We start from the raw sequence: 24,330 nt of genomic DNA on the forward strand, positions 1-24,330 counted from the left end.
AAGAATTATGTCGCTGAGCTTACGCCTCATTGCTAGTCTGCTTGCCATTGTCACCACAGTGACTAAAGCAGAACCTCTCTATTGGCACATTTCCAAGGGTGATTTAAATATTTACGTGATCGGCTCTGTCCATGTGGGAAATGAATCCATGTACCCACTACCTAAAGTGATCACTGAGTCTTTAGCACATGGTGATGGCCTCATTACAGAGGCTGATACACGCAACGCAAATCAGGTTAACTACCCACCACAAACGGTTCGTAGTGATGAAGTACTGACTGCAAAACAATTAAAGAAGCTCGATAGAATCACTAAGAAACTGGGACTAAATAGCCAGCGTTATCGCGCAATGTCCCCTTGGGTTACAGCCATTTCGATTCAAAATGTACATCTAGAACAACTCGGGTATCAATCTCGTAACGGGATTGATAATCACCTTATCGGACAAGCAACAAAAGACAATATCCCAGTCATTGGTTTAGAAACCCTACAATTTCAGATCAACTTACTGACAAAGCAAGATCAACAAGGTAAAGAGCTGTTGGTCTCTATGTTGGATGAATGGCAAACCAGTACTGCGACTATGCAATGTTTAGTTCAAAGTTGGAAAGCAGGTGACAAAAAAAACTTATTGCGCTTTGCTCAAGCGGATTCTATGCCAAACCAAATGAAACAGAATGTACTAAGCAACCGTAATCAAGACTGGGCAGATAAAATAAACTCGAAGACTTTTTTGCCCAATCAAAATGGTCACTACGTAATGGTGGTGGGTATGTTGCACCTCATCGGCGAAGGAAATGTTTTATCACTACTTGAAAAACAAGGATTTAAAGTAGAGCGCCTCAATCGTTCCAGCCAAGCAAACTGTGATTTTCCTAAATAGGATTGAGCTCGAAACACGACTCTGCGTTAAAAACAAAAGGCCCCCCAACCTAAGGTGCTGGGAATCNATNATTCCTAAATGCAAAAAGCCCTGACATTGCTGTCAGGGCTTCTTTAAATATGGTCGGTGAAGAGGAATTCGATGCGACTGGGCTTCCAGCCCCCGACCCAAGATGCTGGGAATCAATCATTCCTAAATGCAAAAAGCCCNGACATTNCTGNCAGGGCTTCTTTAAATNTGGTCGGTGAAGAGGAATTCGATGCGACTGGGCTTCCAGCCCCCGACCCAAGATGCTGGGAATCTAACATTCCTAAATGCAAAAAGCCCCGACATTGCTGTCGGGGCTTCTTTAAATGTGGTCGGTGAAGAGGGATTCGAACCCCCGACCCTCTGGTCCCAAACCAGATGCGCTACCAAACTGCGCTATTCACCGAGATATCGCTCAACCGGAATGTTTATTACCGGGAACGGATGCGTATATTACTCATTCTTTTCTGCGGTGCAAGACTTTTATTGAAAATAAAATCCGTTCGTTCAAAATACACGCAACCCAAGCAAAATGTGACTAAATTCCCACCGTTTCATGTTGAATCTCCGACAATTCATCGCGTTTGATCTAGATCAGTGTTGCTCTGACCGGGACAATTTAACGTAACATTCGTCTTCGATACTTTGGAAGCAAAGCGCCTGCTACCCCCTCCAGATTGGCAATTCTGTGGGTTAACTCGGTGATAATGGATATTCTCGATTATCTGGTTGTCTTTCTTCAACACAAAGTCCTGAACGACAAATCTCCTCACTAGATCGCTTAGCACCTATTGAAAAATAGAGTGACGCTACGCACCGGAGTAGACCTTTTTCTGCTCCGGTTTTTTATTGTGCGAATGATCAAATTGCGTTTTCGATTGGTATACTCTTGATTATGTAGTTGCTAATGTCGAGATGCCTTCCTATGTCTCAAGATGATTTCGAGCTATTTCAACAAATGATGGGCGATGTTAAACCGCTTAAAACCAATGATGTTGCTGAACATCAAAAAACAATTCAAGTCACAGACGCGCAACTGGCACGGCGAGAAGCGGCCACTAGCCTAGATGAACGTGACTCGGATTATTTATCCCTTGATAATGCACCAATGATCAAACCGGAAGATCTCATTGAGTTTAAACGGGATGGTGTACAAGATGGTGTATTTCGAAAACTGCGTTTAGGCAAATACCCGATCCAAGCACGACTTGATTTGCATCGTAAAACCTTAAAGCAAGCAAGAGATGAAGTGGTGAATTTTCTTCGTCAATGCATGCGAATGGATATAAGAACCGTCATCATTGTTCATGGTAAAGGAGAACGTTCTAACCCTCCGGCATTGATGAAAAGCTATCTATCATATTGGTTAACCCAAATAAAAGAAGTGCAATGCGTTCATAGTGCTCAGCGTTTTCATGGAGGAACAGGAGCGGTATACGTTTTATTGCGTAAGAGTAATGATAAAAAACTGGAAACACGCGAACGTCATCAAAAACGACTTGGCTGAAAACTAAGAACTGTTAGAATGCGCGCTCTTTTGAGAAAGAGCGCTGACCGTGTAGCTCTTTATTCGTAATGTTATACGCCGGAGATTGTCCATGTCACAGCCTGCTGAAAAGCGCCTCAATAAATACATCAGTGAAACTGGCTTTTGCTCACGCCGCGAAGCGGACAAGCTGATCGAACAAGGCCGTGTCACAATCAATGGCCAGCGTCCAGAAATGGGCACCAAAGTGTCACCAACAGATGAAGTGTGTGTGGATGGCAAAGTGGTGGGCAATAAAAAACAACGCCCAATCTATATTGCATTGAATAAACCCACAGGCATTACTTGTACAACTGAACGTGATATCCCAGGTAACATTGTTGACTTTATTGGTCACTCACAGCGTATTTTCCCCATTGGTCGTTTAGATAAACCCTCTGATGGTCTTATTTTTCTGACCAATGATGGCGATATCGTGAATAAGATACTGCGCGCAGGTAACAATCACGAAAAAGAGTACGTCGTCCGTGTTAATAAACCAATTAGCGACGAGTTTATTAAGAATATGTCCACTGGTGTCAATATTCTTGATACGGTAACCCTTCCTTGCCAAGTCACAAGGGAAACCAAATTCAGTTTTCGTATTGTATTAACTCAAGGACTTAATCGTCAGATTCGTCGTATGTGTGAAGCGTTGGGCTATGAAGTATTTAAACTACGTCGAGTACGTATTATGAATATTTCGCTTGATGGATTACCCAATGGTGAATGGCGCTACTTAAGTGACGAAGAAGTCTCAGAGATACTTGCGATGTGTGAAGATTCGAGTGGTACAGAAGAGGCGTCAAAACAAACGGTTCAAGGCCAAAAGATTCGCCGTGCAACACACGCTAAAGTGTTTGATAGCAGAGAAGAAAACCAAACGTCTAAAGCACGTCGTAATCAAAAAGCTAGAACTTATCGCGGTAATAATGCCGACGAATTTCGTCATGCACCTAACTCTAAAAAAGGTCGTGAGCGTAATAACACCAATGCTCATAAATCAACAGGAAAGCCAGCTCAGCAGCGCCGTTCTAATGACAACACCACACCTCGAAAAAAGGTTGGCGGTACATTGAGTTTAAAAAAATAGATGCAGATGAACCTTAGCGCTTAATAGGTTTTTGGCATTAAAAAAGGAGCAAGATGCTCCTTTTTTATTAATCACAAAATCAGTGTTATTTTGTGCCAAAAATCTTATCGCCTGCATCACCTAAACCAGGAACAATATAGCCTTTGTCATTCAACTTTTCATCAATGGCAGCAGTATATAGCTCGACATCTGGATGCGCTTTTTCAAGTGCTTCAAGACCTTCTGGAGCAGCAACAAGAACTAAGACCTTGATATGATCACAACCATGCTCTTTTAGCAGGTCAATAGTCGCAATCATAGAACCACCAGTTGCTAACATTGGATCAACAACCAACGCCATACGCTCATCGATATTAGTCGCAAGCTTATTAAAGTATGGAACTGGCTCTAATGTGGTTTCATCACGATAGACACCAACAACGCTAATACGAGCACTTGGGATATGCTCTAACACGCCATCCATCATACCTAAACCAGCACGTAGAATTGGAACAACTGTAACTTTTTTACCTTTAATTTGGTCGATTTCTACCGGCCCCATCCACCCTTCGATGGTTACCTTTTCTGTTTCAAAGTCTGCAGTTGCTTCGTAAGTGAGAAGACTGCCAACTTCTGTGGCTAACTCACGAAAACGTTTAGTGCTGATATCACCTTCGCGCATCAAACCAATTTTATGTTTTACTAGCGGGTGTTTTACTTCAACAACTTTCATTTCCATCTCCGGCATAATTTAAACAAACCTTCTGATTATACACAGATTCGTTGTTGATTTATATTTTCTCTCCATATATCAACCTAAGTCTCTATTGCATCAATAAAAAAGATTAATAATTTCTACCACTATGCTTCGGCAGGATGCATAAAAATCTTATAAAAAATCCGACGCAAACGTTTTCCTTTTTGTTTTAAGCCCTGTAGAATAGCGCCGTTTCCATATCCAACTAGACCGAGGAATTTCCCCGTGAGCGGTAATAACACTTCTTTAAGCTACAAAGACGCTGGTGTAGATATTGATGCAGGCAACGAGCTTGTTAATCGTATTAAAGGTGCAGTAAAACAGACACGTCGCCCAGAAGTAATGGGTGGTATCGGTGGTTTTGGTGCTCTGTGTGAACTACCAACGAAATACAAGCAACCTGTTTTGGTTTCAGGTACAGATGGTGTAGGTACTAAACTACGTCTTGCTTTAGATATGAAAAAGCACGATACCATTGGCATCGACCTTGTTGCTATGTGTGTGAACGACCTTATCGTTCAAGGTGCAGAACCACTGTTTTTCCTTGATTACTATGCAACGGGCAAACTCGATATTGATACAGCTGCAGACGTTGTATCTGGTATCGCGGATGGTTGTCTACAAGCAGGCTGTGCACTTATCGGCGGTGAAACTGCTGAAATGCCAGGAATGTACGAAGGCGAAGATTACGACGTTGCTGGTTTCTGTGTTGGTGTTGTTGAAAAAGAAAACATCATTGATGGCACTAAAGTAGCTGCTGGTGATGCACTTATCGCTGTAGGCTCTAGCGGTCCTCACTCAAATGGTTACTCTCTAGTTCGTAAGATTCTCGAAGTATCTAAAGCGGATAAAAACGAGCTATTGGACGGAAAACCTGTCGGTGAACATCTGCTTACTCCAACCAAGATCTACATCAAATCAGGTCTAAAATTGGTTGAAGAACATGACATTCACGCTATTTCTCATATTACTGGTGGCGGCTTCTGGGAAAATATCCCACGCGTTCTTCCTGAAGGAACTAAAGCTGTTATCGATGGAAATAGCTGGGAATGGCCTTCAATTTTCAAATGGTTACAGGAAAAAGGTAACGTTGATACTCACGAAATGTACCGTACCTTTAACTGTGGTGTTGGTCTAGTGATTGCTCTTCCTGCCGACCAAGCCGATGCTGCCGTCGAACTTTTACAAAAAGAAGGTGAAACTGCGTGGGTAATCGGTACAATTGCGACAGCAGAATCTAACGAAGGTCAAGTAGAGATAAATTAACCTATGAAAAGTGTAGTTGTTTTAATTTCAGGAAATGGTACTAACTTACAAGCGATCCTTGATGCTTGTGATTCAAGCATTAAAGACGGTAAGGTGACGGCTGTTTTTTCTAATAAAGCAACGGCTTACGGGTTAGAACGTGCAAAAAAAGCAGGTGCAGAACCAGTATTTCTTGACGCAAAAGCCTTTGATACTCGCGATGCTTACGATCGCGAGTTAATGCGTCAAATGGATGAATTTAATCCAGACCTAGTGGTACTTGCTGGCTTTATGCGTATCTTGAGTGGTGAATTCGTTCGCCACTATAAAGGTCGAATGATCAACATTCACCCTTCTCTACTACCTAAATACCCAGGCTTAAATACCTATCAACGTGCCATTCTAGCTGGTGATGAAGAGCACGGAACGAGTGTGCATTTTGTCACCGAACAGCTTGATGGAGGTCCTGTTATCCTTCAAGCAAAAGTGCCTATCTTTGATGAAGATACAGTGGAAGTCTTAACTGAACGTGTTCAAGCCCAAGAGCACCGTATCTACCCATTGGTTGTACAATGGTTTGTCGAAGGTCGTTTAGACATGAAAGATGGCAAAGCTTACTTAGATGGCAAAGCGTTAGGTATTCACGGCCACGCATACGAATAAATATAATTCGTTATTGTAAGAATAAAAAAAGGTTGGTACTCACGTATCAACCTTTTTATTTTGTCCTGACTATACCTATGCTTTACATTCTTAACAGAACCAATCTTATTCTAATAGCTCTGTCGGCGCTTGATTTCCTGGTTTTGGTGCAGCAAATGGAACATCTTTCAAGTCGTCCATATTGGTGGCAATACGCTTTCCAAAATGAAACAGACCATATTCTCCCGGCTTCATGCGTTGCCAGTTTTCATTACCAGTTAATGGTTGAGTAGCGATAACCGAGACGACGTCTTCAGGAGTCGTTTCTTCTTGGAAATTAACCTCGACATCTTCATCAAGCAAAGTAGCATTACCAAAAGGCGCTTGACGAGTAATCCAATACAAATGATTGGTGCAATAGGTCATCAGATATTCACCATCTGATAACAGCATATTGAATACGCCCTTCTCTTTTAACTGATCGCACAGTGCTGCCACATAACGGAACACATCAACCATATCTTTCGGCGTTTCAGGAAATCTCCTTTCCATCTGTTCCAATAACCAACAAAACGATTTTTCACTGTCTGTTTGGCCAACCGGACGGTGGTTACCCGTTGGTAAGTCTTGATAATCGGTGAGCTGACCATTATGCGCAAAGGTCCAGTAACGCCCCCATAACTCGCGAGTAAAAGGGTGGGTATTTTCTAAACTGACACCGCCTCGATTAGCTTGGCGTATATGGCTAATCACAGCCCGGCTTTTGATTGGATAACTTTGGACAAGCTGAGCAATTTTAGATTGGCAACTTGGGGCAGGATCTTTAAAAGTGCGAAAACCTTTGCCTTCGTAAAAGGTGATTCCCCAACCGTCTCGATGAGGACCTGTACGCCCCCCTCGTTGAATTAGGCCGGTAAAACTGAAACAGATATCTGTAGGCACGTTCGCGCTCATGCCAAGCAATTCACACATGGTTTAAATTACTCCTCACTTTAAACCATCATTCAAACTGAAATAGAGGCCGAAAAAATCGGCCTGTTTGTCAGTTCCATAGCAGCGATTAAGCCATTTCTTTTTCAATCAACTGAATAACGATATGGATAATTTTAATATGGATTTCTTGAATACGGTCAGCATAACCAAAGTGTGGTACGCGGATTTCAACATCAGCATAACCCGCCATTTTACCGCCATCTTTACCCGTTAATGCGATGGTTTTCATGCCTTTTGCTTTTGCCGCTTCAATCGCTTTTAAAATGTTACCCGAGTTACCTGAAGTAGAAAGACCAAACAAGACATCTCCTTTTTGACCAACCGCTTCGACATAACGAGAAAACACGAAATCATACCCAAAATCGTTACTCACACATGATAAATGGCTCGGATCAGAAATCGCAATACCTGGATAACCCGGGCGATTTTCACGGTAACGACCCGTTAGCTCTTCAGCAAAATGCATAGCATCACAATGAGAACCACCATTACCACACGATAGTACTTTACCACCCTGTTTAAATGAGTCAGCAATTAACTTTGCCGCAGCTTCGATTTGCTGAATATTATGTTCATCACTCAAAAACTTGTTTAGCACATCGGCAGCTTCGGTTAATTCGTTCTTGATTAAATCATGGTACATAGGGATCAGTCTCTTTATTATTCACTGTAAGGTGGTTTTGCTCATAGAGAACAAAGCGGTCAACGCCGAAGAGTTTACCCGAAGGAAAACGGCTGTCGATAGCTAACACCAAAGATTTACCTAATTTCACTATTTTTGGACAATTAAAAAGCAATTATATAGAAAGGCTAAAACTCGTATTAGCAAAACAGAATGAGTACTGCACACTACTTCTTCGGCATATCTAATTGTAGCTCGGGCTGCAATGCTTTTTTCGCTTTGATTTTGCGCACAACAAACCAAACGAGTAATGCGAGAAGGATGACGACCACATTCCCGATAGCGATCATCATAATGCCACGTTTTCGTGCATCAGATCGGGCTTGCAACTGTGCTTTTTCCAACTCAATTTTCTTTCGCTCAGCCGCTTCTTTTTCCTGCATTAATCGGGTCTGCTCGAGATCAACTTCATGGACGATACTGTAGCTCTGTTCGCTAATAGGGAAGACTAGTGGGCGCTTGGAAGCCAAATCGTTAGCATACAGAGTACCAGACCACGTATACTGGCCATATTCACCAGAATTGGGAATATTGACCGATACTTTTAAAGAATCAGGTTCTGATTGACCATCAAAATGACTCATTGCCCCTTTGGGATCTTTATGATCAATTTGTGTAGCAAGTGAGCCAGGCTCTAACATTCCTTGTTCACCACTTAATACAATTTGATGCGGTTGATTCACCTGTCGCGATTGGATGAAAGTCGCTTCGTATGGCGTTGGATAAACGAGAACTTCGCTCTCTTGTGCTCGGAGAAAAACACCATTACCTGACGTAATGCGCACACGATACTTACCGGGTTTGGAATGAATTTTCAATCCAACCGTAAATACCCCATCCCCCGCTTTTTCATCCAAACCTCGCCCATCATCTTCAAACTCACCAATAACATCAGGAATAGGACGAGCTTCTTTCGCCAATGCGGCTTCATTCTCGATAAATTTAGTAAATGTTACTTTCAATTTTACGCGATCTAAGAAATCTCTTAATTGCAGCGGCTTATCATCCGAAGTTAAACGAGCAGTAAATTTAATTTCTTCACCTTGGTAAACACGGTCAGGAAATGAATCTGAGGACAACTTTAAGTTAGAGATAAGCTTAATATGATTTTCTGGTGTGACTTTACCTACCGCTTGCCATGGCCCTGGCATCGGCTTTTCTATCGAGATAATATCTATTGAAGGCTCTTGATACCAACGTACATTATCAGGCGCTTTCCATGCGTAATATTTATGCCCATCTGGGCGAACAAGGACAACAGGGCGCGACGATTTCTCGCGATAGATAACGAACGTAATCTGGTCGATACTAGGATCGACTCTAAACCGGTTATCTAACAGATGAATGACTGAGGGTCCAGCAGCCCAAATATTGAAGCTGATCACCAACGTCAAAAATCCTGTTATCCCCTTCCACATATTTACTGACCCCAGAGGCTATTATCCACTAACTTCATTCTTTCTTCGTGTGCTTGAACTTCATCGGCCGAGGCATACAAAACCTTTAGTGGTTTTCGATCAGAAGCGACTCTTTTTATTGAGTTTGCTCCCATTTCTCCTCCGTCCTGAGCGCCAGCATTAAATTGCATGGATGTCTGGCCACCTGTCATCATTAAGAATACATCGGCCAAGATTTCCGCATCGAGCAACGCCCCGTGAAGAGTACGATGTGAGTTATCTATACCATAACGTTCACACAATACGTCCAAGTTGTTCCGTTTCCCTGGGAAGATTTTCTTCGCCATTGCCAAGGTATCGGTAACTTTACATAGGTCATCCGTTTTAACCGCGGCTCCACTGAGTTTAGCAAACTCATAATCCATAAAGCCCACATCGAAGGGCGCGTTATGAGCAACTAACTCTGCTCCACGAATAAATTCGAGAAATTCTTCATGCACCTCTTTATAGAGGGGTTTATCCACTAAGAATTCATCAGTAATACCATGGATTTCGATCGCTTCTTCTTGGATTGTGCGATCGGGTTTTAAATAGACGTGAAAATGTTTTCCGGTCAGTTTACGATTAATGATCTCTACCGCACCGATTTCAATAATCCGATGCCCTTCGTAGTGAGGTCCACCTTCGCGGTTCATACCTGTGGTTTCAGTATCGAGAACCACAATGCGGTTGTATTCTGAATTGCTGCTAGTATTCATTACAATATATATGTCAGACTATGCCAATTGTGTGCGTTAACCAATAGTATCAAATCATGAAGAAACAGGTGGAAATTTTCACTGATGGTTCTTGTTTAGGTAATCCCGGACCTGGTGGTTACGGAATCGTCATGCGCTATAAGCAAGTGGAAAAAACATTATCCAAAGGGTACAAGCTTACAACCAATAATCGTATGGAAATGCTGGCAGCGATTGTTGCGTTGCAATCTTTAAAAGAGCCCTGCCATGTGATTTTAACCACGGATAGCCAATATGTTCGTCAGGGCATAACTCAGTGGATCCATAATTGGAAAAAACGCAATTGGAAAACTGCGGATAAAAAACCCGTCAAAAACGCGGATTTATGGAAAGCATTAGACCAAGAAACCGAGCGCCATAAAATCGATTGGCACTGGGTTAAAGGACATGCAGGGCATCGAGAAAACGAAATGTGTGATGAACTGGCTCGAACCGCTGCAGAAAATCCGACAGAAGAAGACCACGGTTACCAACCCAATTAATGTCCTACTCCCCAAATAGCTATCTATTTGGGGTTTACTTTAATGACTTTCTGATGACGTATCACACGATGTTGAGTGGTACTTTCCAGAATCCTCAACTCGATAATTTAACCCCACAGGATAAAACCGACGTTTAAAACGCCAATGAGGTTTAATCGGTTGCAATGGGTAAGTGCGCTTTTTCGCAACAATAAAGTACAAACAACCAAATGATGACGCCCAGTGCCCCATGGAACTCTCTAACCAAGTCCACATCGCACGATATTTATAAATGGGAAACACAGCGTATTGGTCACAGGTGAGCACTTGATAATTGAGTAAACCCAGCCAATCTTTGATTCGATTCGGGGTAAACATGCGTCCGCTCCATGGCAAATTATTTTTTCTCCATGGTAATAACCGGCTCATTCCAATCCAACTGACAGGATTAAAGCCAGTAATAATCACGCAACCATCATCGATCAAAACTCGGTCAACCTCGCGCAACAAGCGATGTGGGTCATTACAGTAGTCGAGTTGATGAGATAAAATAACAGCATCAATGCTTTTTTCGAGAAAAGGCAACTCATAACTATCGGCAATCACCGTATGCAGCGAGTTTTCAATATCCATATGAACTTGGTGTTGAATATTGCAGTTACTACTGGCAAGCTCACAACTCAAACCACCTAATTTGAGCAAGTGATAGCCAAACAGTTTCGGACACCATTCATCAAGGCGCATTTGGATAGTTTCACTGACCCACTGGCCATTTTTCAACTGTGACCAAGAGTGGGGATGCTCAATATTACGTTTACTGCGTGCTGGTTTCATTGCTAACTCGCTTCACCTAGGCGACTGGAGATAACTCATGTTACATATCAAAAGCATACCTGCATTTAACGATAATTACATCTGGCTGATTCAAAATAGCGATCAGCGTTGTGCTATCGTCGATCCCGGAGACGCGAAACCGGTATTAGCCTACTTGAAAGAACATCAACTCACTCCAGAAGCGATCCTGATTACGCACCACCATCATGATCATATTGGTGGCGTTCCTGACATTGTTCACCATTACCCAGACATTAATGTTGTTGGGCCAAAACAGGAACCAATCCCTACCCTAACCCATCCTGTGCAAGATGGCGATCAAATCGAATTATTTGACGTTCGTTTTACCGTACTGGAACTACCAGGACACACTCTTGGTCATATAGGGTATGTTGGTGATGACAAGCTATTTTGTGGCGATGTGCTATTTTCTGCAGGGTGTGGCAGAGTTTTTGAAGGTACGATGGAGCAGATGTTCAATTCTCTTAACAAGCTACTGACACTGCCTGACAATACCGAGGTGTATTGCGCTCATGAATACACCACCAGCAACATTGCATTTGCAATGGCAGTTGAACCGGATAATCAAGAACTTAAACATTATCGCGATGATGTTATTCGCCTAAGAGCACAAGATAAAATAACATTGCCAACAACAATAAAAACTGAAAAAAACATTAATCCATTTTTACGCACTGAGGCGGCAACCATTGTAAAATCAGTGGCTAACCGCACATTAAATGCTGAGCCTTTGTCGATATTTACAGCGCTACGTGAGTGGAAAAACGAATTTTAACGTTTTCTTACTTGTAATAAAGTCTGTACGACAAGTATTATCAGCAGCCAAATTAGAAAAAAGGCTGTCTTACATGCGAGTACATTTCAGTTGGGTATTGGCTCTGCTGCTTGCCGGTTGTCAAATTACCCAGCCAGAGAACCAAACAACACCTGAGACTAATGGAGACTCTTCATCTCAGTCTGATAGCGTAACAGAGTCTTCTGCTGTACAAGCAGAGCATGATACAGCTGCTATTCATAAACCGAAGGTTGCCACGCCACAAGAGCAAAGCGACCTTTGGAAACGTATTGGTATGCAATTAAAGATCGGTATTCCTAATAACCGTTCTGTTGCTTATTACCGTACTTGGTATCTAAAACATCCCAAACACCTAGAAATCGTTGCTCAGCGTGCGAAGCCATTCTTGTATTTGATTACTCAAAAAATCGAAGACCGAGGCTTACCATTAGAGCTCGCACTACTTCCTATTGTTGAAAGTGCATTTGATGCATTTGCTTACTCACATGGCAGCGCAGCTGGCCTGTGGCAGTTTGTACCGAGTACTGGCAAAATGTATGGTCTTGAGCAAAACTTTTGGTATGACGGTCGTCGTGACGTTGATGCTGCGACAGATGCCGCTCTAGATTATCTATCTGTGTTGGGCAAACGCTTCGACGGTGACTGGTATCAAGCAATCGCTGCCTATAATAGTGGCGGTGGTACAATCTCTCGAGCAATTCGCAAAAATGAGCGATTAAATAAGCCCACCGATTTTTTCTCCTTGGATCTACCAAAAGAAACCACGGGATATGTACCTAAGTTACTCGCTTTGGCTGATATCGTGGCACACCAGAAAAAATACGGTATCGATTTACCAGAGATTCCAAACGAACCAGTATTACAGCTCGTTGATCCCGATGAGCAGCTCGATCTCGCTATTGCTGCAAAATATGCGGGTATGAGCGTTAAGGAGCTCCAAAGCTATAACCCCGCTTATAATCAATGGGCAACAGCGCCAAATGGACCTCATCAATTACTTATCCCTGTTGGAAAAGTCACGACCTTTGACAAAAACCTTGCCGAAAACCAAGGCGATGGTATGAAGTTGATTCGTTACAAAGTTCAATCGGGTGATACGTTGAGTGTGATCGCAGCAAAACACAAAACAACGACTAAGGTGATCGAAACGGCGAACAGCCTATCAAGTAACGTGATTCGCGTCGGACAGTATTTGATGATTCCGACATCGGTAAAAGATCCGAAAGCCTATGCGTTAACAGCCAGTAACCGATTGAAGAGATTACAATCTCTCGCTCGTGGTCAATATAAGATAGATCATGTAGTACAAAGCGGTGAGAGCTTATGGACAATTGCCCGCCAAAATAATGTGTCATACCGTTCACTCGCCAAGTGGAATGGGATGAGCCCGCTCGACACATTACGTTTAGGGCAAAAACTGGTCATTTGGAAAACCAGCTCAGATGGCGCAATCATCCGTACAGTGTTCTACCATGTACGCAGCGGTGATTCACTCAGCACCATCGCACAACGATTTAAAGTCAAAACCAACGACATCATTCAATGGAATGATTTGGCGAATGAGAAATACCTGCAGCCGGGTCAAAAATTGAAACTCTACGTTGATGTCACCAAAGTGAGTGTTTAATACCTAAAAGAAAAGAGCCCTGTTGGGCTCTTTTCTTATATAGAGTTTAAACGATTAGCGTAATCGGAACGCCACCTGTAATGGGTTATGATCGGATGCATCACTTTTCGGCGCTTCAGCGTTAACTAAATCTAATCCTCGATAAAACACATGATCCAGAGCTAAACCATTAAAAAAGGTCACGCGGTTATCGGGAGAAAACGACACTTCCTCAAGACCAATCTTATGAAAAGCCTGCGTCAAGATATGCATGCGTCTTGAACTCCAACTATTAAAATCACCAGCAAGAATAATAGGTCCTCGATGGTGTCCTAATCGCTCTAATAGACGTTCAATTTGCGCCTCGTACTCGGCCGTGCCATACGTAAAATTAACCGCATGCAAGTTGACACTCGCTAATGTTTCTCCATTACTTAATGGGTATTCAGCATAGATACCAGATTTAGGTAAACGTAACCAAGGTTCTACCTCAGTGTAAGCGCAGGCGAGCTTGGGCATCACTTTCGAAAGGTTAAGCACCCCAGTCGATTCACCAAGAACCCTAAATGCATTGGCTTGGGCACCATCCCAATTATTAGCAGAAATCCAATTTTTTAAAGGCTCGGTCATACTCGCTTCTTGTAGAAACAATAAATCCGCCTGTTGGCTGTATTGAGTTAACGCTTGCGCCCAATTGTCGCGATTCTGCTTGTAAATATTCCAGACTAAGACATTGAGTTGACCAGCCCTATCGACCGCCTGTTCTGGATGACCTTGATAACAGACGAGTGGCTGCTCCTCACCTTCATCGTTGATGGTAAGTAATTGAGGGTGTTTAGGAATAGAAAAAATGGTCAGAAAACTGCTAACACCAGAGCCTATTAGCAGCAAACTAGAAAAGAATAAATAACGTTTTCTCATAATACCTACACTTCATTAGCAGGAAGGCAAGCCTTCCTGCTAATTGCGTCGCTGAGCCCGTTATCCATATTCCCCTAATAAGGGGGATAAGCTCATACCGCTAAAGGAGTTTAGATAGCTTCCTCATCTTCTTCACCAGTACGGATACGTACGATACGTTCCACTTCTGTGATGAAGATTTTGCCATCACCAATTTTACCAGTCTGAGCAACTTCGATAATGGTGTCAACACACTGATCAACCACATCGTCACCCACGACGATTTCCAATTTTACTTTAGGTAGAAAATCCACCATATATTCAGCGCCACGGTATAACTCAGTATGACCTTTTTGACGACCAAAACCTTTCACTTCTGATACTGTCATACCCGTAATACCAACATCCGCTAATGCTTCGCGAACGTCATCAAGTTTAAACGGCTTGATAATCGCTTCAATTTTTTTCATGTTCGTCCCTTAAACTTCATACACTTGCCGGCATTATTATCTAGCCTAGGCAAACAATCAACGAAAAAGCCTGAACCAAGGTCAGGCACTAGATAACTTTATTCAATTGGCTGATATTGAACACCTAAGTGTTATTTTAAACTCGCAAAATACGCAGCTAGGTTTTCAATATCATCATTACTCAAAATCGACATTTGCGCCTGCATCATATTTGCTAGGCCGCCTTTACGCTGTTTCTTCTTGTAAGCTTGCATCGAAGACACAAGATACTGCTCGTTTTGACCTTTTAAACTTGGATATCCCGGAATAACAGCGACACCATTCGCACCATGGCAACCTAAACAGCCAGCCGCTTTTTTCTGTCCCGCTGCAATATCACCAGCCATTGCGTAACCTGCAAATACCGTGCTCATAATTGCTAAACTTAGCGTGAATACTCTCATTGCTTCACCTTTTTTTTATTTTATGTAAAGTTTGCCACGTTATGTGCAGATTTATCCCAGATGAGCTCACACTCCTGACCATAAAAATCACGGCTAACAAATAATCCTGCTATGGCGATAACTTGTTGTTGATAAAGTAGAATAGGTAACCTTCGACGTAACCAGCTTGGCACACCATATTCTTGATATAATTTTTTTAATTTGCGACTTCCAACTCGGCCATATGGACAAGCAGACAAACCAGTCGGGTCAAAAATAATATCCACTGACTTGCACTCTTTCGGCAATGCTATTTGCCCCTTTCCTGTGCGAATCAGTTGTAAGCTACCTAAAGAGTCGGGTAATACGACTGGCTGCTCTAACGTTAGCCGATCAGACCACTGCGAAATATCTCTTTGATGTGCAACGCAATACAAACGCTGCTGAAAACGACGAATATCATACTGACCTAAGGTTAATATGGGGTTGGCATCTAGGCTAGCTAACGCCACTTCATACCATATCATTTCAGTATGCTGCCGGCTTGGCATTGGTTGATTTAGCTGTTTTAACCAATAGCGGCATAATTGAAGTCTCACTTGCTCAGTACAATCTTGTAATTTTTCAATCGATAAGCTGCCATCTGAATAGAGCGCCTGATCCAGTTTATCGGCCAGTAACTCTTCAAGTAATAACTCTTGTTGAGCGCACAACTCAGCACTGCGCAGTACGGCTTGATGAAAGCCACTCCAGCGCTGCGTTAATAAAGGTACAATCTGATGACGCAAGAAATTCCGGTCAAAGCGCTCATCTTGATTACTTTCATCACTTACCCACTCTAGATGATGCTCATGAGCAAATGCTTCAATTTCACTGCGAGTCACACCTAATAAAGGACGTAACAACTGCCCCTGAGCAAAAGGCCCTAGGGCTCCCATGGAAGAAAGCCCTTTAGGGCCACTGCCGCGTTTTAACGCGAGCAAAAACGTTTCAATTTGATCATCGGCATGCTGGCCAAGCAATAAACAGTCACCATGAGATACATGCTTAGATAACGCGGCATATCGAGCCTCTCTAGCCACACGCTCTAAGCTCTGTCCGGACGAAAAATCTAAACTCACCTTTTCAACAACAACCGGAATACCAACCTTTTTACCCCAGCACACACACTGCTCTGCCCAATCATCGGCATGAGCACTGAGTCCATGATGAACATGTACGGCTAAACAATCGATCTTATGTGTATCACGATACTGAGCAAGCAGAGTTAAAAGAACATGAGAGTCTACTCCGCCACTAAAAGCAACGACCGCTTTATTTGGCGCAATATTACCCAGTTGTTCTGCAAAATAAGAGTAGAGTTCGGTCATTAAGTGTCAGTAATGAAATCAAATATATGAGCAAGTGTACCGCGTTGACTGGAAAACAAAAAGGGCTGGACTTAGTCCAACCCTTTGACATTTTTGTTCGAGTCATACTGCGGTGTATGACAAGATAAACTTAGCAGTAACCGTAGCTCATTAGACGTTGGTATCGACGATCTAGAAGGTCGTCTTGTTCCAATTTGTCTAGCTCAGCAAGTTGACGAATCAACGTTGCTTTCATGTTCGCGGCAGTTAACTCGTGATCGCGATGAGCGCCACCTAATGGCTCTTCAATGATCTCATCAATCAACTCAAGCTCTTTAAGGCGAGGAGCGATTAGACCCATTGCTTCTGCAGCTTGTGGGGCTTTATCTGAATCACGCCATAAGATTGAAGCACAACCTTCAGGAGAGATAACTGAATAAGTAGAGTACTGCAGCATGTTAACGTAATCGCCAACACCAATTGCAAGTGCACCACCAGAACCGCCTTCACCAACAACGTTACAAATAACAGGTACTTTTAAACCAGACATTACTTTAAGGTTCGTTGCGATTGCTTCAGATTGACCACGCTCTTCTGCACCAACACCTGGATAAGCACCCGCGGTATCAATGAAAGTGATGATTGGCATATTGAAACGCTCAGCCATTTCCATTAAACGTTTTGCTTTACGGTAACCTTCAGGTTTAGGCATACCAAAGTTACGCTTCACTTTTTCACGTGTTTCGCGACCTTTCTGGTGACCAATCACAATCACTGGACGGCCATCAATACGAGCCATACCACCAATAATCGCTTTATCATCAGCAAATGCGCGATCACCTGCTAGTTCATCAAACTCGGTAAACATGTGTTTGATGTAATCTAGAGTGTATGGACGTTGTGGGTGACGAGCAAGTTGAGCAACTTGCCATGCACCTAAATCACTGAACGTTTTCTTTTTAAGCTCTAAGCTTTTCTTTTCTAGCTGTTCAATCTCTTTTTCAAGATCCACAGAAGAATCACCGCCGTGAAGAGAAACATCACGAAGCGCCTGAATTTTGGCTTCCAGTTCTACAATAGGTTTTTCAAAATCTAGAAAATTGAGGCTCATCTAACGATCCTTTTTCTACTCAGTGGCAAAATGGCCACCGAATTTTTAGTTAAATTCGAGTTCTACTCGGTGGTTACCAAGTAGCTGTTTTAATTCGTCTAACAATGCATCATTGGGCGTTACACGCCACTCTGTACCAAGGGCTAGCCGGGCTCGTGCATCGGCGCGTTGGTAATACACATTGACAGGTACGGTTCCTGCTCGGTGAGGCTCTATGATCTGACTAAAGCGCTCAAAAAATTGTTCATCTATCTGCGATTGTTCAATCGACAGAGATAAACCACGGGCGTATTTCTCTCGCGCGCTGCCCAAATCCATAACTTCGCGCGCCGACATTTTAAGACCACCGTTGAAGTCATCAAAGCTGACCTGTCCGGAAACGACCAAAATTTTATCTTTTTCTAACAATTCTGCATAGCGATCTAAAGCATCTGAAAACAGCATCACTTCCATTCGCCCAGAACGGTCATCCAGTGTAAGCAGACCAATGCGCGATCCTCGCTTAGTTGTCATCACACGGGCGTTAATCACTAACCCTGCCACTGTTAAAGACTGATCACGTCGAGTTGGTGCAGCCTCATTCAACCGGCAACTGGTATAGTTATTTAACTCTTTTAAATACGCATTAATCGGGTGGCCGGTTAAGTATAGTCCGAGTGTTTCCCGCTCCCCTTCTAACCAGACCTTTTCAGGCCAAGGTGGGACTTGAGTATACTTTTGTTCAACCTCTTCGGGAGCATCGGTCAACACACCAAACATGTCAGCCTGCCCAAAAGCTTCCGCTTGATGGTATTGGTTAGCGGATTTCACCGCATCATCCAAAGATGCCATCATAGCAGCTCTGTGTGGACCTAAACGATCTAAAGCACCTGCGTAAATAAGTTTTTCAATCACGCGTTTATTCACGCGTTTCAAATCAATTCGTGCACAAAAATCAAATAGGTCTTTGAAATAACCGCCTTCTTCGCGCGCTTGGCAAATCGCGTCGATAGGACCTTCACCAACCCCTTTAATTGCGCCGATACCATACACGATCGCACCATCATCGTCGACATTAAAGCGATATAAGCCTTTATTGATGTCTGGTGGTAATACCGCTAATCCCATGCGGTTGCATTCATCAACCAAGCCAACCACTTTCTCAGTATTATCCATGTCGGCCGTCATTACCGCCGCCATAAATTCTGCTGGATGGTGAGTTTTAAGCCAAAGAGTTTGATACGAAACTAAAGCATAAGCAGCAGAGTGCGATTTGTTAAATCCATAACCAGCAAATTTTTCCACCAAGTCGAAGATTTTCATCGCTAGCTCACCATCAATACCGTTATTCTCGGCACCTGATTGGAAAACTGCGCGCTGTTTCGCCATTTCTTCTGGCTTTTTCTTACCCATTGCACGGCGCAACATATCTGCACCGCCAAGCGTATAGCCAGCGAGAACCTGTGCTATCTGCATTACCTGTTCTTGATACAAGATAATGCCATATGTAGGTTCAAGTATTTCTTTTAACGACTCATGTTGCCACTTTTCATCGGGGTAGGAAATTTCTTCTTGACCGTGTTTACGGTCGATAAAGTTATCTACCATACCTGATTGCAATGGCCCAGGACGGAACAACGCCACCAATGCGATGATATCTTCAAAACAGTCTGGCTGAAGTCGTTTAATCAACTCTTTCATACCGCGAGATTCCAACTGGAATACAGCCGTCGTTTCAGAGTTTTTCAAAATGGTAAATGACGCAGGGTCTTCAAGATCAATCGCTTCAATACGAACAGGAGGCAACCCTTTCTTTTCTTGACGTGGGTTAATCATCCCCAATGCCCAGTCAATGATTGTTAGCGTTCTCAAGCCTAAGAAGTCAAACTTAACTAGGCCCGCGTATTCCACATCATTTTTATCAAACTGAGTAACTGGATGATTACCTTCTGCATCACAATATAACGGTGCAAAATCGGTAATGGTGGTCGGTGAAATCACCACCCCACCAGCGTGTTTACCGGCATTACGTGTACACCCTTCAAGGATGCGACACATATCGATCAGCTCTTTGACTTCTTCGTCATTGTTATAAAGCTCACCTAAAGCGGGTTCCGCGGCGAATGCCTTTTCCAAGGTCATACCTGGATCAGGTGGAATTAGCTTAGAAATACGATCACAGAAACCAAATGGATGGCCCAACACCCGACCAACATCACGAACCACCGCTTTCGCAGCCATGGTACCAAACGTAATGATCTGAGATACCGCATCACGTCCATACATATCTGCAACGTGATCGATCACCTTATCACGTTTATCCATACAGAAATCGACATCGAAATCGGGCATAGAGACACGTTCAGGGTTCAAGAAACGTTCGAACAGCAAATCGTATTTAAGTGGATCGAGGTCTGTGATTTTAAGCGAATATGCCACCAATGAACCGGCACCAGAACCACGGCCTGGCCCAACAGGGATATCGTTATCTTTCGACCATTGGATGAACTCCATTACGATCAAAAAGTAACCAGGAAATCCCATCTGGTTAATTACCCCAAGCTCGCGTTCAAGTCGAGCATCATATTCGGGGCGTTTTTCTAACCGCTCTTGCTCATCGGGATATAAAAATTCAAGGCGCTCTTCTAGACCATGGTGAGACTTTTTAATCAGATAGTCTTCAATCTCCATCCCTTCTGTCGGGAAGTTAGGTAGAAAATATTCGCCTAAGCGAACAGTGACGTTACAACGCTTGGCAATTTCTACCGTATTAACTAAAGCTTCTGGAATGTCAGCAAATAGCTCACACATCTCATCTTCACTACGAAGATATTGCTGTGGACTGTAATTTTTGGGGCGACGTGGATCATCGAGAGTATAACCATCATGGATCGCGACTCGAATTTCATGAGCATCAAATAGATCCTCAGTTAAGAACACCACATCATTGGTTGCAACAACAGGAAGACTTTCTTGTTCTGCTAAATCTAAAGCAAAATGCAGATACGTTTCTTCATCTAAACGGCCGGTACGAGTCAGCTCTAGATAGAAGTTATCTTTGAAATGGGTTTGATAAAAATCGACGCATTGGCGCACTGTCGCCATATTACCTTTGAGCAAAGCTCGGCCAATCTCGCCCCATTTACCACCGGAAATGATAATCAACCCTTCCGCACGTTCAATAAGCCATTCTTTGTCAATGACGGGTTGATGCTGAACATGACCGCGTAAATAAGCCTCTGAGATTAACAAGGTCAGGTTTTTGTAACCCGTATTATCTTTCGCCAGAATCGTCAGCTTAGTGAGCTCATCACCAAACTCTTCTGATTGCATTAGAAAGTCGGCACCAACAATTGGTTTAACACCGCTCTTGTTAGCATTACCGTAAAATTTCACCAAGCCGCATAGGTTAGTAAAATCAGTGAGTGCCATTGCCGGCATGCCCATTTCGGCCACTTTTTTCACTAATGGTGGAACCTTACCGATCCCATCAACCATTGAGTAGTCACTATGAATGCGTAAGTGGATAAACTTTGGGTCAGACATTCAATTCAATCCTGGCTTTAAATATTCTTTGTTCTTTATTCTACGCAAAAGCGTCACAAATTTCAGAGTGCTATTGGCTTTTATGCAAGCCCTAACGCACGCTTCACCGGACCAAAACTCTTACGATGTTCATCAATAACACCATATTCTTCAATAGCGGCAAAATGCGCTTTGGTTGGATAACCTTTGTGTTGAGCAAAACCAAATTCAGGATGCTTTTTATCCAACTCTTCCATCTCATGGTCGCGAATCACTTTGGCAATAATTGATGCTGCACTAATTTCTGCAACTCTCAAATCGCCCTTCACCACCGCCTGAGCTTCCATCGGTAAGTTAGGAACTTTATTACCATCAATGACCACAAAATCAGGTGTTACAGATAATCCAGCCACGGCACGCTGCATGGCAACCATTGTCGCCTGAAGTATATTTAATTTATCTATTTCTTGCGGAGAACAACGGCCTACAGACCAAGCTAATGCTTTTTGTTGAATTTCAGGAAACAGTGCCAGACGCTTTTTCTCAGATAGTTTCTTTGAATCTGTTAACCCAGCGATTGGGTTATTGGGATCTAGAATGACGGCAGCAGTAACAACATCACCGACTAAAGGGCCTCGTCCAACTTCATCCACACCTGCAATATATTGGAAGCCTTGCGGATATTCGTATGGAGGTAATTCTTTTTGCTCTTTTTTAGGCATGAACAGGCTTCTCTATTAAAGTTAATACCGCATTTGCAGCTTGTTGATCGGCATCTTTGCGGATCCAATGGTGCATTTCATCAAATTTTTCTAACATCGCTTGATTATCACCATCTAGAACTTGACTGATATGTTGATACAGGTTTTCCACTGTACAGTCATCTTGTAATAGCTCGGTCACTAGAGGTTGATCCGCCAATATATTAGGCAGTGAAACATATTTCGTTTTCAACAAACGCTTAGCTAAGAAAGCCGTAAATGCATTCACTTTATAACCAACCACCATCGGCCGCTTAAGCAACATACACTCTAATGCGACCGTTCCAGAAGCCAACATCACGGCATCAGACGCTGCGATTACGTTGCGAGCGGTGTCATCAACAAGAGTAAATTCCAACTCGGGCGCAATGTCTTGCCATACTTGCTCAAATTCAGCACGACGCTTTTGATTCACCAACGCGATAATGAAACTCAAGTTAGGATGAGTGTCTTTGAGTTTTTGGCAAGTACGAATAAAAGGCTCTGCCAACATTTTCATTTCGCTACCGCGGCTACCTGGTAATACCGCTAACCATTGACGGTCGGAATTGAGTCCAAGCTGCTCCTGAGCGAATCGTCTGTCTGTTTTGTAGGGAATCGCATCTGCAAGTGTATGACCAATAAATTCACATGGAACATTGAATTTATCGTAGAACGCTTTTTCAAACGGCAAAAATGCCAGCACCAAGTTCGTTGCAGCTTCGATTTTAAAAATACGCTTTTGACGCCATGCCCACACTGATGGACTCACGTAATGCACCGTTTTTATACCCGCTTGTTTCAAATCGAGTTCGAGGCGCAAGTTAAAGTCTGGAGCATCAATACCAACAAACACATCGGGTGGATTTTGGGTAAAATACTTTACGAGTTCTGCTTTGACTTTTAATAAACGAGGCAAACGGCCAAGGACTTCAACTAACCCCATTACCGCCAGCTCTTCCATATCAAAGAGAGATTGACACCCTTGTTCGATCATCTTTGGGCCGCCAATACCGACAAATTCTGCATCAGGGTATTGAGCCTTTATCGCTTTGATAAACCCCTCGCCAAGAGTATCTCCAGATAACTCTCCAACAACGATGCCGATACGTAGTGGTTTTTCCACACTCAAATCCTCTTACCAGCTTAATGCCATTTTATGAATAATAACTGTAGAGACAGACACTCCATCGAATGTGACAGCCCAGTTTTTCATTCATAAAAAGGAAAAATATCACCAGCCTAAAAATGGAAAAGATCGCTGCCCTAAAGCAGCGATCTTAAGTCTTATACACACGACAGCACTATTAACGAATAATGCCACGTGTTGATGTTTCAAGGAAATCTAAGAAACGCTGCACAGCAGGAAACTCAGCAGTCTCTTGCGCAATTTGTGCTTTCGCTTCTTCAAGGGTAATCCCTGAACGATAAATCGCTTTATAAGCGCGGCGAATCGCGTGAATTTCACTCTTTTCAAAACCACGACGCTTCAAGCCTTCCACGTTAATACCAAATGGTTCACAGTGATTGCCTTGAGCCATTACATATGGAGGCACATCTTTCACGACAATAGAACCACCACCTAGCATCGCGTGAGCACCTACTTGGCAGAATTGGTGAATCGCAGACATACCACCAATAATGGCATTATCTTCGATAGTAACGTGACCAGCTAGCGTTGCATTGTTAGCAAAAATACAACTGTTCCCCACCACACAGTCATGGGCAACGTGAGCGTTAATCATAAAGAGGTTATCATTACCTACTTTAGTAATACCGCTGTCTTGTATCGTACCACGGTGCATAGTAACGCTTTCACGAATCGTATTGCGGTCGCCGATAATCAATTGAGTATCTTCGCCTTTATATTTCAGATCCTGACACTCTTCACCAATAGAGGCGAATTGAAAAATACGGTTTTCTTTACCGATTTTTGTTGGCCCTTTCACAACCACATGAGACAGCAATTCTGTGCCTTCATCGATCTCGACTTTGCTATCAACAAAGCAGAATGGGCCAATTTTTACGTTAGCACCGATAACGGCACCTTCTTCTACCACCGCTGATGGGTGGATTTGTGCTGTTTCGTGGATCAT

At 43.0% G+C, this 24,330-nt stretch carries 24 protein-coding genes and 1 tRNA gene; 8 read left to right on the forward strand and 17 right to left on the reverse strand.

The features are described 5' to 3' along the window. Window positions 1-7 precede the first annotated feature (7 nt). On the forward strand, window positions 8-883 hold the full coding sequence (locus tag F9817_RS00245) for a TraB/GumN family protein (RefSeq protein ID WP_161152949.1): 876 nt from the start codon (window positions 8-10) through the stop codon (window positions 881-883). A 356-nt stretch (window positions 884-1,239) separates the two neighbouring features. Here F9817_RS00245 and F9817_RS00250 read toward each other — a convergent pair. After that, a tRNA-Pro gene (locus F9817_RS00250) sits at window positions 1,240-1,316 on the reverse strand. Window positions 1,317-1,835: 519 nt separating this feature from the next. Here F9817_RS00250 and smrA point away from each other — a divergent pair. Together smrA and rluF are read left to right on the forward strand one after the other, a co-directional pair. After that, window positions 1,836-2,417, forward strand: a complete 582-nt coding sequence (gene smrA / locus F9817_RS00255; RefSeq protein WP_161152950.1) for a DNA endonuclease SmrA — start codon at window positions 1,836-1,838, stop codon at window positions 2,415-2,417. A gap of 91 nt (window positions 2,418-2,508) precedes the next feature. Continuing rightward, the gene (rluF, locus tag F9817_RS00260) at window positions 2,509-3,528 is read left to right on the forward strand and encodes a 23S rRNA pseudouridine(2604) synthase RluF (RefSeq protein WP_161152951.1); all 1,020 of its coding nucleotides are present in this window, start codon (window positions 2,509-2,511) and stop codon (window positions 3,526-3,528) included. Window positions 3,529-3,613: 85 nt separating this feature from the next. Here rluF and upp read toward each other — a convergent pair whose 3' ends face one another. Next, window positions 3,614-4,240: a uracil phosphoribosyltransferase gene (gene upp, locus F9817_RS00265; RefSeq protein WP_161152952.1), complete on the reverse strand. Its 627-nt coding sequence runs from the start codon at window positions 4,238-4,240 to the stop codon at window positions 3,614-3,616. Window positions 4,241-4,489: 249 nt separating this feature from the next. On the opposite strand from upp, the gene purM reads away from it, so the two are divergent. Together purM and purN are read left to right on the forward strand one after the other, a co-directional pair. After that, window positions 4,490-5,530 carry a phosphoribosylformylglycinamidine cyclo-ligase gene (purM, locus tag F9817_RS00270; protein WP_161152953.1) on the forward strand — a complete coding sequence of 347 codons (1,041 nt, stop codon included), beginning with the start codon at window positions 4,490-4,492 and terminating at the stop codon, window positions 5,528-5,530. Window positions 5,531-5,533: 3 nt separating this feature from the next. Further along, window positions 5,534-6,172: a phosphoribosylglycinamide formyltransferase gene (purN, locus tag F9817_RS00275; protein ID WP_161152954.1), complete on the forward strand. Its 639-nt coding sequence runs from the start codon at window positions 5,534-5,536 to the stop codon at window positions 6,170-6,172. Window positions 6,173-6,277: 105 nt separating this feature from the next. Here purN and F9817_RS00280 read toward each other — a convergent pair whose 3' ends face one another. From F9817_RS00280 to dnaQ, 5 genes are all read right to left on the reverse strand, one after another. Then, complete coding sequence (locus tag F9817_RS00280; protein WP_161152955.1) at window positions 6,278-7,123, reverse strand: class II glutamine amidotransferase; 846 nt, start codon at window positions 7,121-7,123, stop codon at window positions 6,278-6,280. Window positions 7,124-7,211: 88 nt separating this feature from the next. After that, on the reverse strand, window positions 7,212-7,787 hold the full coding sequence (gene lpcA, locus F9817_RS00285) for a D-sedoheptulose 7-phosphate isomerase (protein ID WP_161152956.1): 576 nt from the start codon (window positions 7,785-7,787) through the stop codon (window positions 7,212-7,214). Then, entirely contained in the window at window positions 7,777-7,917 is a 141-nt protein-coding gene (locus F9817_RS00290; RefSeq protein WP_161152957.1) for a hypothetical protein, read from the reverse strand. Before F9817_RS00290 ends, lpcA begins: the two co-directional genes overlap by 11 nt. Before the next feature lie 76 nt (window positions 7,918-7,993). Beyond that, window positions 7,994-9,244, reverse strand: coding sequence for a TIGR03503 family protein (locus tag F9817_RS00295; RefSeq protein ID WP_161152958.1), 1,251 nt, complete (start codon window positions 9,242-9,244; stop codon window positions 7,994-7,996). A 2-nt stretch (window positions 9,245-9,246) separates the two neighbouring features. Next, the gene (gene dnaQ, locus F9817_RS00300) at window positions 9,247-9,981 is read right to left on the reverse strand and encodes a DNA polymerase III subunit epsilon (RefSeq protein ID WP_161152959.1); all 735 of its coding nucleotides are present in this window, start codon (window positions 9,979-9,981) and stop codon (window positions 9,247-9,249) included. Between the two features lie 56 nt (window positions 9,982-10,037). On the opposite strand from dnaQ, the gene rnhA reads away from it, so the two are divergent. Further along, entirely contained in the window at window positions 10,038-10,502 is a 465-nt protein-coding gene (gene rnhA / locus F9817_RS00305; RefSeq protein WP_161152960.1) for a ribonuclease HI, read from the forward strand. A gap of 39 nt (window positions 10,503-10,541) precedes the next feature. Here rnhA and F9817_RS00310 read toward each other — a convergent pair whose 3' ends face one another. Then, window positions 10,542-11,315 (reverse strand): class I SAM-dependent methyltransferase, encoded by a 774-nt coding sequence (locus F9817_RS00310; RefSeq protein ID WP_161152961.1) that lies wholly within the window; start codon window positions 11,313-11,315, stop codon window positions 10,542-10,544. 37 nt (window positions 11,316-11,352) lie between these two features. Between F9817_RS00310 and gloB the strand changes: the two genes are divergently transcribed. Together gloB and F9817_RS00320 are read left to right on the forward strand one after the other, a co-directional pair. Further along, complete coding sequence (gene gloB, locus F9817_RS00315) at window positions 11,353-12,111, forward strand: hydroxyacylglutathione hydrolase (RefSeq protein ID WP_161152962.1); 759 nt, start codon at window positions 11,353-11,355, stop codon at window positions 12,109-12,111. Window positions 12,112-12,184: 73 nt separating this feature from the next. Further along, on the forward strand, window positions 12,185-13,759 hold the full coding sequence (locus F9817_RS00320; protein ID WP_161152963.1) for a LysM peptidoglycan-binding domain-containing protein: 1,575 nt from the start codon (window positions 12,185-12,187) through the stop codon (window positions 13,757-13,759). 54 nt (window positions 13,760-13,813) lie between these two features. On the opposite strand, the gene F9817_RS00325 is transcribed toward F9817_RS00320, so the two are convergent. The 9 genes from F9817_RS00325 to lpxA all read right to left on the reverse strand — a co-directional run bounded on the left by F9817_RS00325 (window position 13,814) and on the right by lpxA (window position 24,330). Further along, window positions 13,814-14,659 (reverse strand): endonuclease/exonuclease/phosphatase family protein, encoded by an 846-nt coding sequence (locus F9817_RS00325; protein WP_161152964.1) that lies wholly within the window; start codon window positions 14,657-14,659, stop codon window positions 13,814-13,816. A 110-nt stretch (window positions 14,660-14,769) separates the two neighbouring features. After that, window positions 14,770-15,108: a nitrogen regulatory protein P-II gene (glnB, locus tag F9817_RS00330; RefSeq protein ID WP_161152965.1), complete on the reverse strand. Its 339-nt coding sequence runs from the start codon at window positions 15,106-15,108 to the stop codon at window positions 14,770-14,772. Window positions 15,109-15,239: 131 nt separating this feature from the next. After that, on the reverse strand, window positions 15,240-15,551 hold the full coding sequence (locus F9817_RS00335; RefSeq protein ID WP_161152966.1) for a c-type cytochrome: 312 nt from the start codon (window positions 15,549-15,551) through the stop codon (window positions 15,240-15,242). Window positions 15,552-15,571: 20 nt separating this feature from the next. Then, entirely contained in the window at window positions 15,572-16,900 is a 1,329-nt protein-coding gene (gene tilS / locus F9817_RS00340) for a tRNA lysidine(34) synthetase TilS (RefSeq protein ID WP_161152967.1), read from the reverse strand. A gap of 130 nt (window positions 16,901-17,030) precedes the next feature. After that, the gene (gene accA / locus F9817_RS00345) at window positions 17,031-17,990 is read right to left on the reverse strand and encodes an acetyl-CoA carboxylase carboxyl transferase subunit alpha (protein ID WP_161152968.1); all 960 of its coding nucleotides are present in this window, start codon (window positions 17,988-17,990) and stop codon (window positions 17,031-17,033) included. A 45-nt stretch (window positions 17,991-18,035) separates the two neighbouring features. Beyond that, entirely contained in the window at window positions 18,036-21,515 is a 3,480-nt protein-coding gene (gene dnaE / locus F9817_RS00350; RefSeq protein WP_161152969.1) for a DNA polymerase III subunit alpha, read from the reverse strand. An 80-nt stretch (window positions 21,516-21,595) separates the two neighbouring features. Next, window positions 21,596-22,216 carry a ribonuclease HII gene (rnhB, locus tag F9817_RS00355; RefSeq protein ID WP_161152970.1) on the reverse strand — a complete coding sequence of 207 codons (621 nt, stop codon included), beginning with the start codon at window positions 22,214-22,216 and terminating at the stop codon, window positions 21,596-21,598. Continuing rightward, window positions 22,209-23,360: a lipid-A-disaccharide synthase gene (gene lpxB / locus F9817_RS00360; RefSeq protein WP_161152971.1), complete on the reverse strand. Its 1,152-nt coding sequence runs from the start codon at window positions 23,358-23,360 to the stop codon at window positions 22,209-22,211. Before lpxB ends, rnhB begins: the two co-directional genes overlap by 8 nt. 181 nt (window positions 23,361-23,541) lie before the next feature. Further along, window positions 23,542-24,330, reverse strand: a complete 789-nt coding sequence (lpxA, locus tag F9817_RS00365) for an acyl-ACP--UDP-N-acetylglucosamine O-acyltransferase (protein WP_161152972.1) — start codon at window positions 24,328-24,330, stop codon at window positions 23,542-23,544.

Source organism: Vibrio eleionomae, from assembly GCF_009874545.1.
In the GTDB taxonomy this organism is placed as follows: Bacteria; Pseudomonadota; Gammaproteobacteria; order Enterobacterales; family Vibrionaceae; genus Vibrio; species Vibrio nitrifigilis.

Coding starts and splice junctions, on each gene's coding strand:
- glnB (WP_161152965.1), bottom strand. CDS start 15,108: ATGAAAAAAATTGAAGCGATTATCAAGCCGTTTAAACTTGATGACGTT.
- rnhB (WP_161152970.1), bottom strand. CDS start 22,216: ATGCCTAAAAAAGAGCAAAAAGAATTACCTCCATACGAATATCCGCAA.
- F9817_RS00245 (WP_161152949.1), top strand. CDS start 8: ATGTCGCTGAGCTTACGCCTCATTGCTAGTCTGCTTGCCATTGTCACC.
- dnaE (WP_161152969.1), bottom strand. CDS start 21,515: ATGTCTGACCCAAAGTTTATCCACTTACGCATTCATAGTGACTACTCA.
- accA (WP_161152968.1), bottom strand. CDS start 17,990: ATGAGCCTCAATTTTCTAGATTTTGAAAAACCTATTGTAGAACTGGAA.
- F9817_RS00335 (WP_161152966.1), bottom strand. CDS start 15,551: ATGAGAGTATTCACGCTAAGTTTAGCAATTATGAGCACGGTATTTGCA.
- F9817_RS00295 (WP_161152958.1), bottom strand. CDS start 9,244: ATGTGGAAGGGGATAACAGGATTTTTGACGTTGGTGATCAGCTTCAAT.
- lpxA (WP_161152972.1), bottom strand. CDS start 24,330: ATGATCCACGAAACAGCACAAATCCACCCATCAGCGGTGGTAGAAGAA.
- tilS (WP_161152967.1), bottom strand. CDS start 16,900: ATGACCGAACTCTACTCTTATTTTGCAGAACAACTGGGTAATATTGCG.
- gloB (WP_161152962.1), top strand. CDS start 11,353: ATGTTACATATCAAAAGCATACCTGCATTTAACGATAATTACATCTGG.
- F9817_RS00320 (WP_161152963.1), top strand. CDS start 12,185: ATGCGAGTACATTTCAGTTGGGTATTGGCTCTGCTGCTTGCCGGTTGT.
- F9817_RS00325 (WP_161152964.1), bottom strand. CDS start 14,659: ATGAGAAAACGTTATTTATTCTTTTCTAGTTTGCTGCTAATAGGCTCT.
- purN (WP_161152954.1), top strand. CDS start 5,534: ATGAAAAGTGTAGTTGTTTTAATTTCAGGAAATGGTACTAACTTACAA.
- upp (WP_161152952.1), bottom strand. CDS start 4,240: ATGAAAGTTGTTGAAGTAAAACACCCGCTAGTAAAACATAAAATTGGT.
- dnaQ (WP_161152959.1), bottom strand. CDS start 9,981: ATGAATACTAGCAGCAATTCAGAATACAACCGCATTGTGGTTCTCGAT.
- smrA (WP_161152950.1), top strand. CDS start 1,836: ATGTCTCAAGATGATTTCGAGCTATTTCAACAAATGATGGGCGATGTT.
- F9817_RS00280 (WP_161152955.1), bottom strand. CDS start 7,123: ATGTGTGAATTGCTTGGCATGAGCGCGAACGTGCCTACAGATATCTGT.
- F9817_RS00310 (WP_161152961.1), bottom strand. CDS start 11,315: ATGAAACCAGCACGCAGTAAACGTAATATTGAGCATCCCCACTCTTGG.
- rnhA (WP_161152960.1), top strand. CDS start 10,038: ATGAAGAAACAGGTGGAAATTTTCACTGATGGTTCTTGTTTAGGTAAT.
- lpcA (WP_161152956.1), bottom strand. CDS start 7,787: ATGTACCATGATTTAATCAAGAACGAATTAACCGAAGCTGCCGATGTG.
- rluF (WP_161152951.1), top strand. CDS start 2,509: ATGTCACAGCCTGCTGAAAAGCGCCTCAATAAATACATCAGTGAAACT.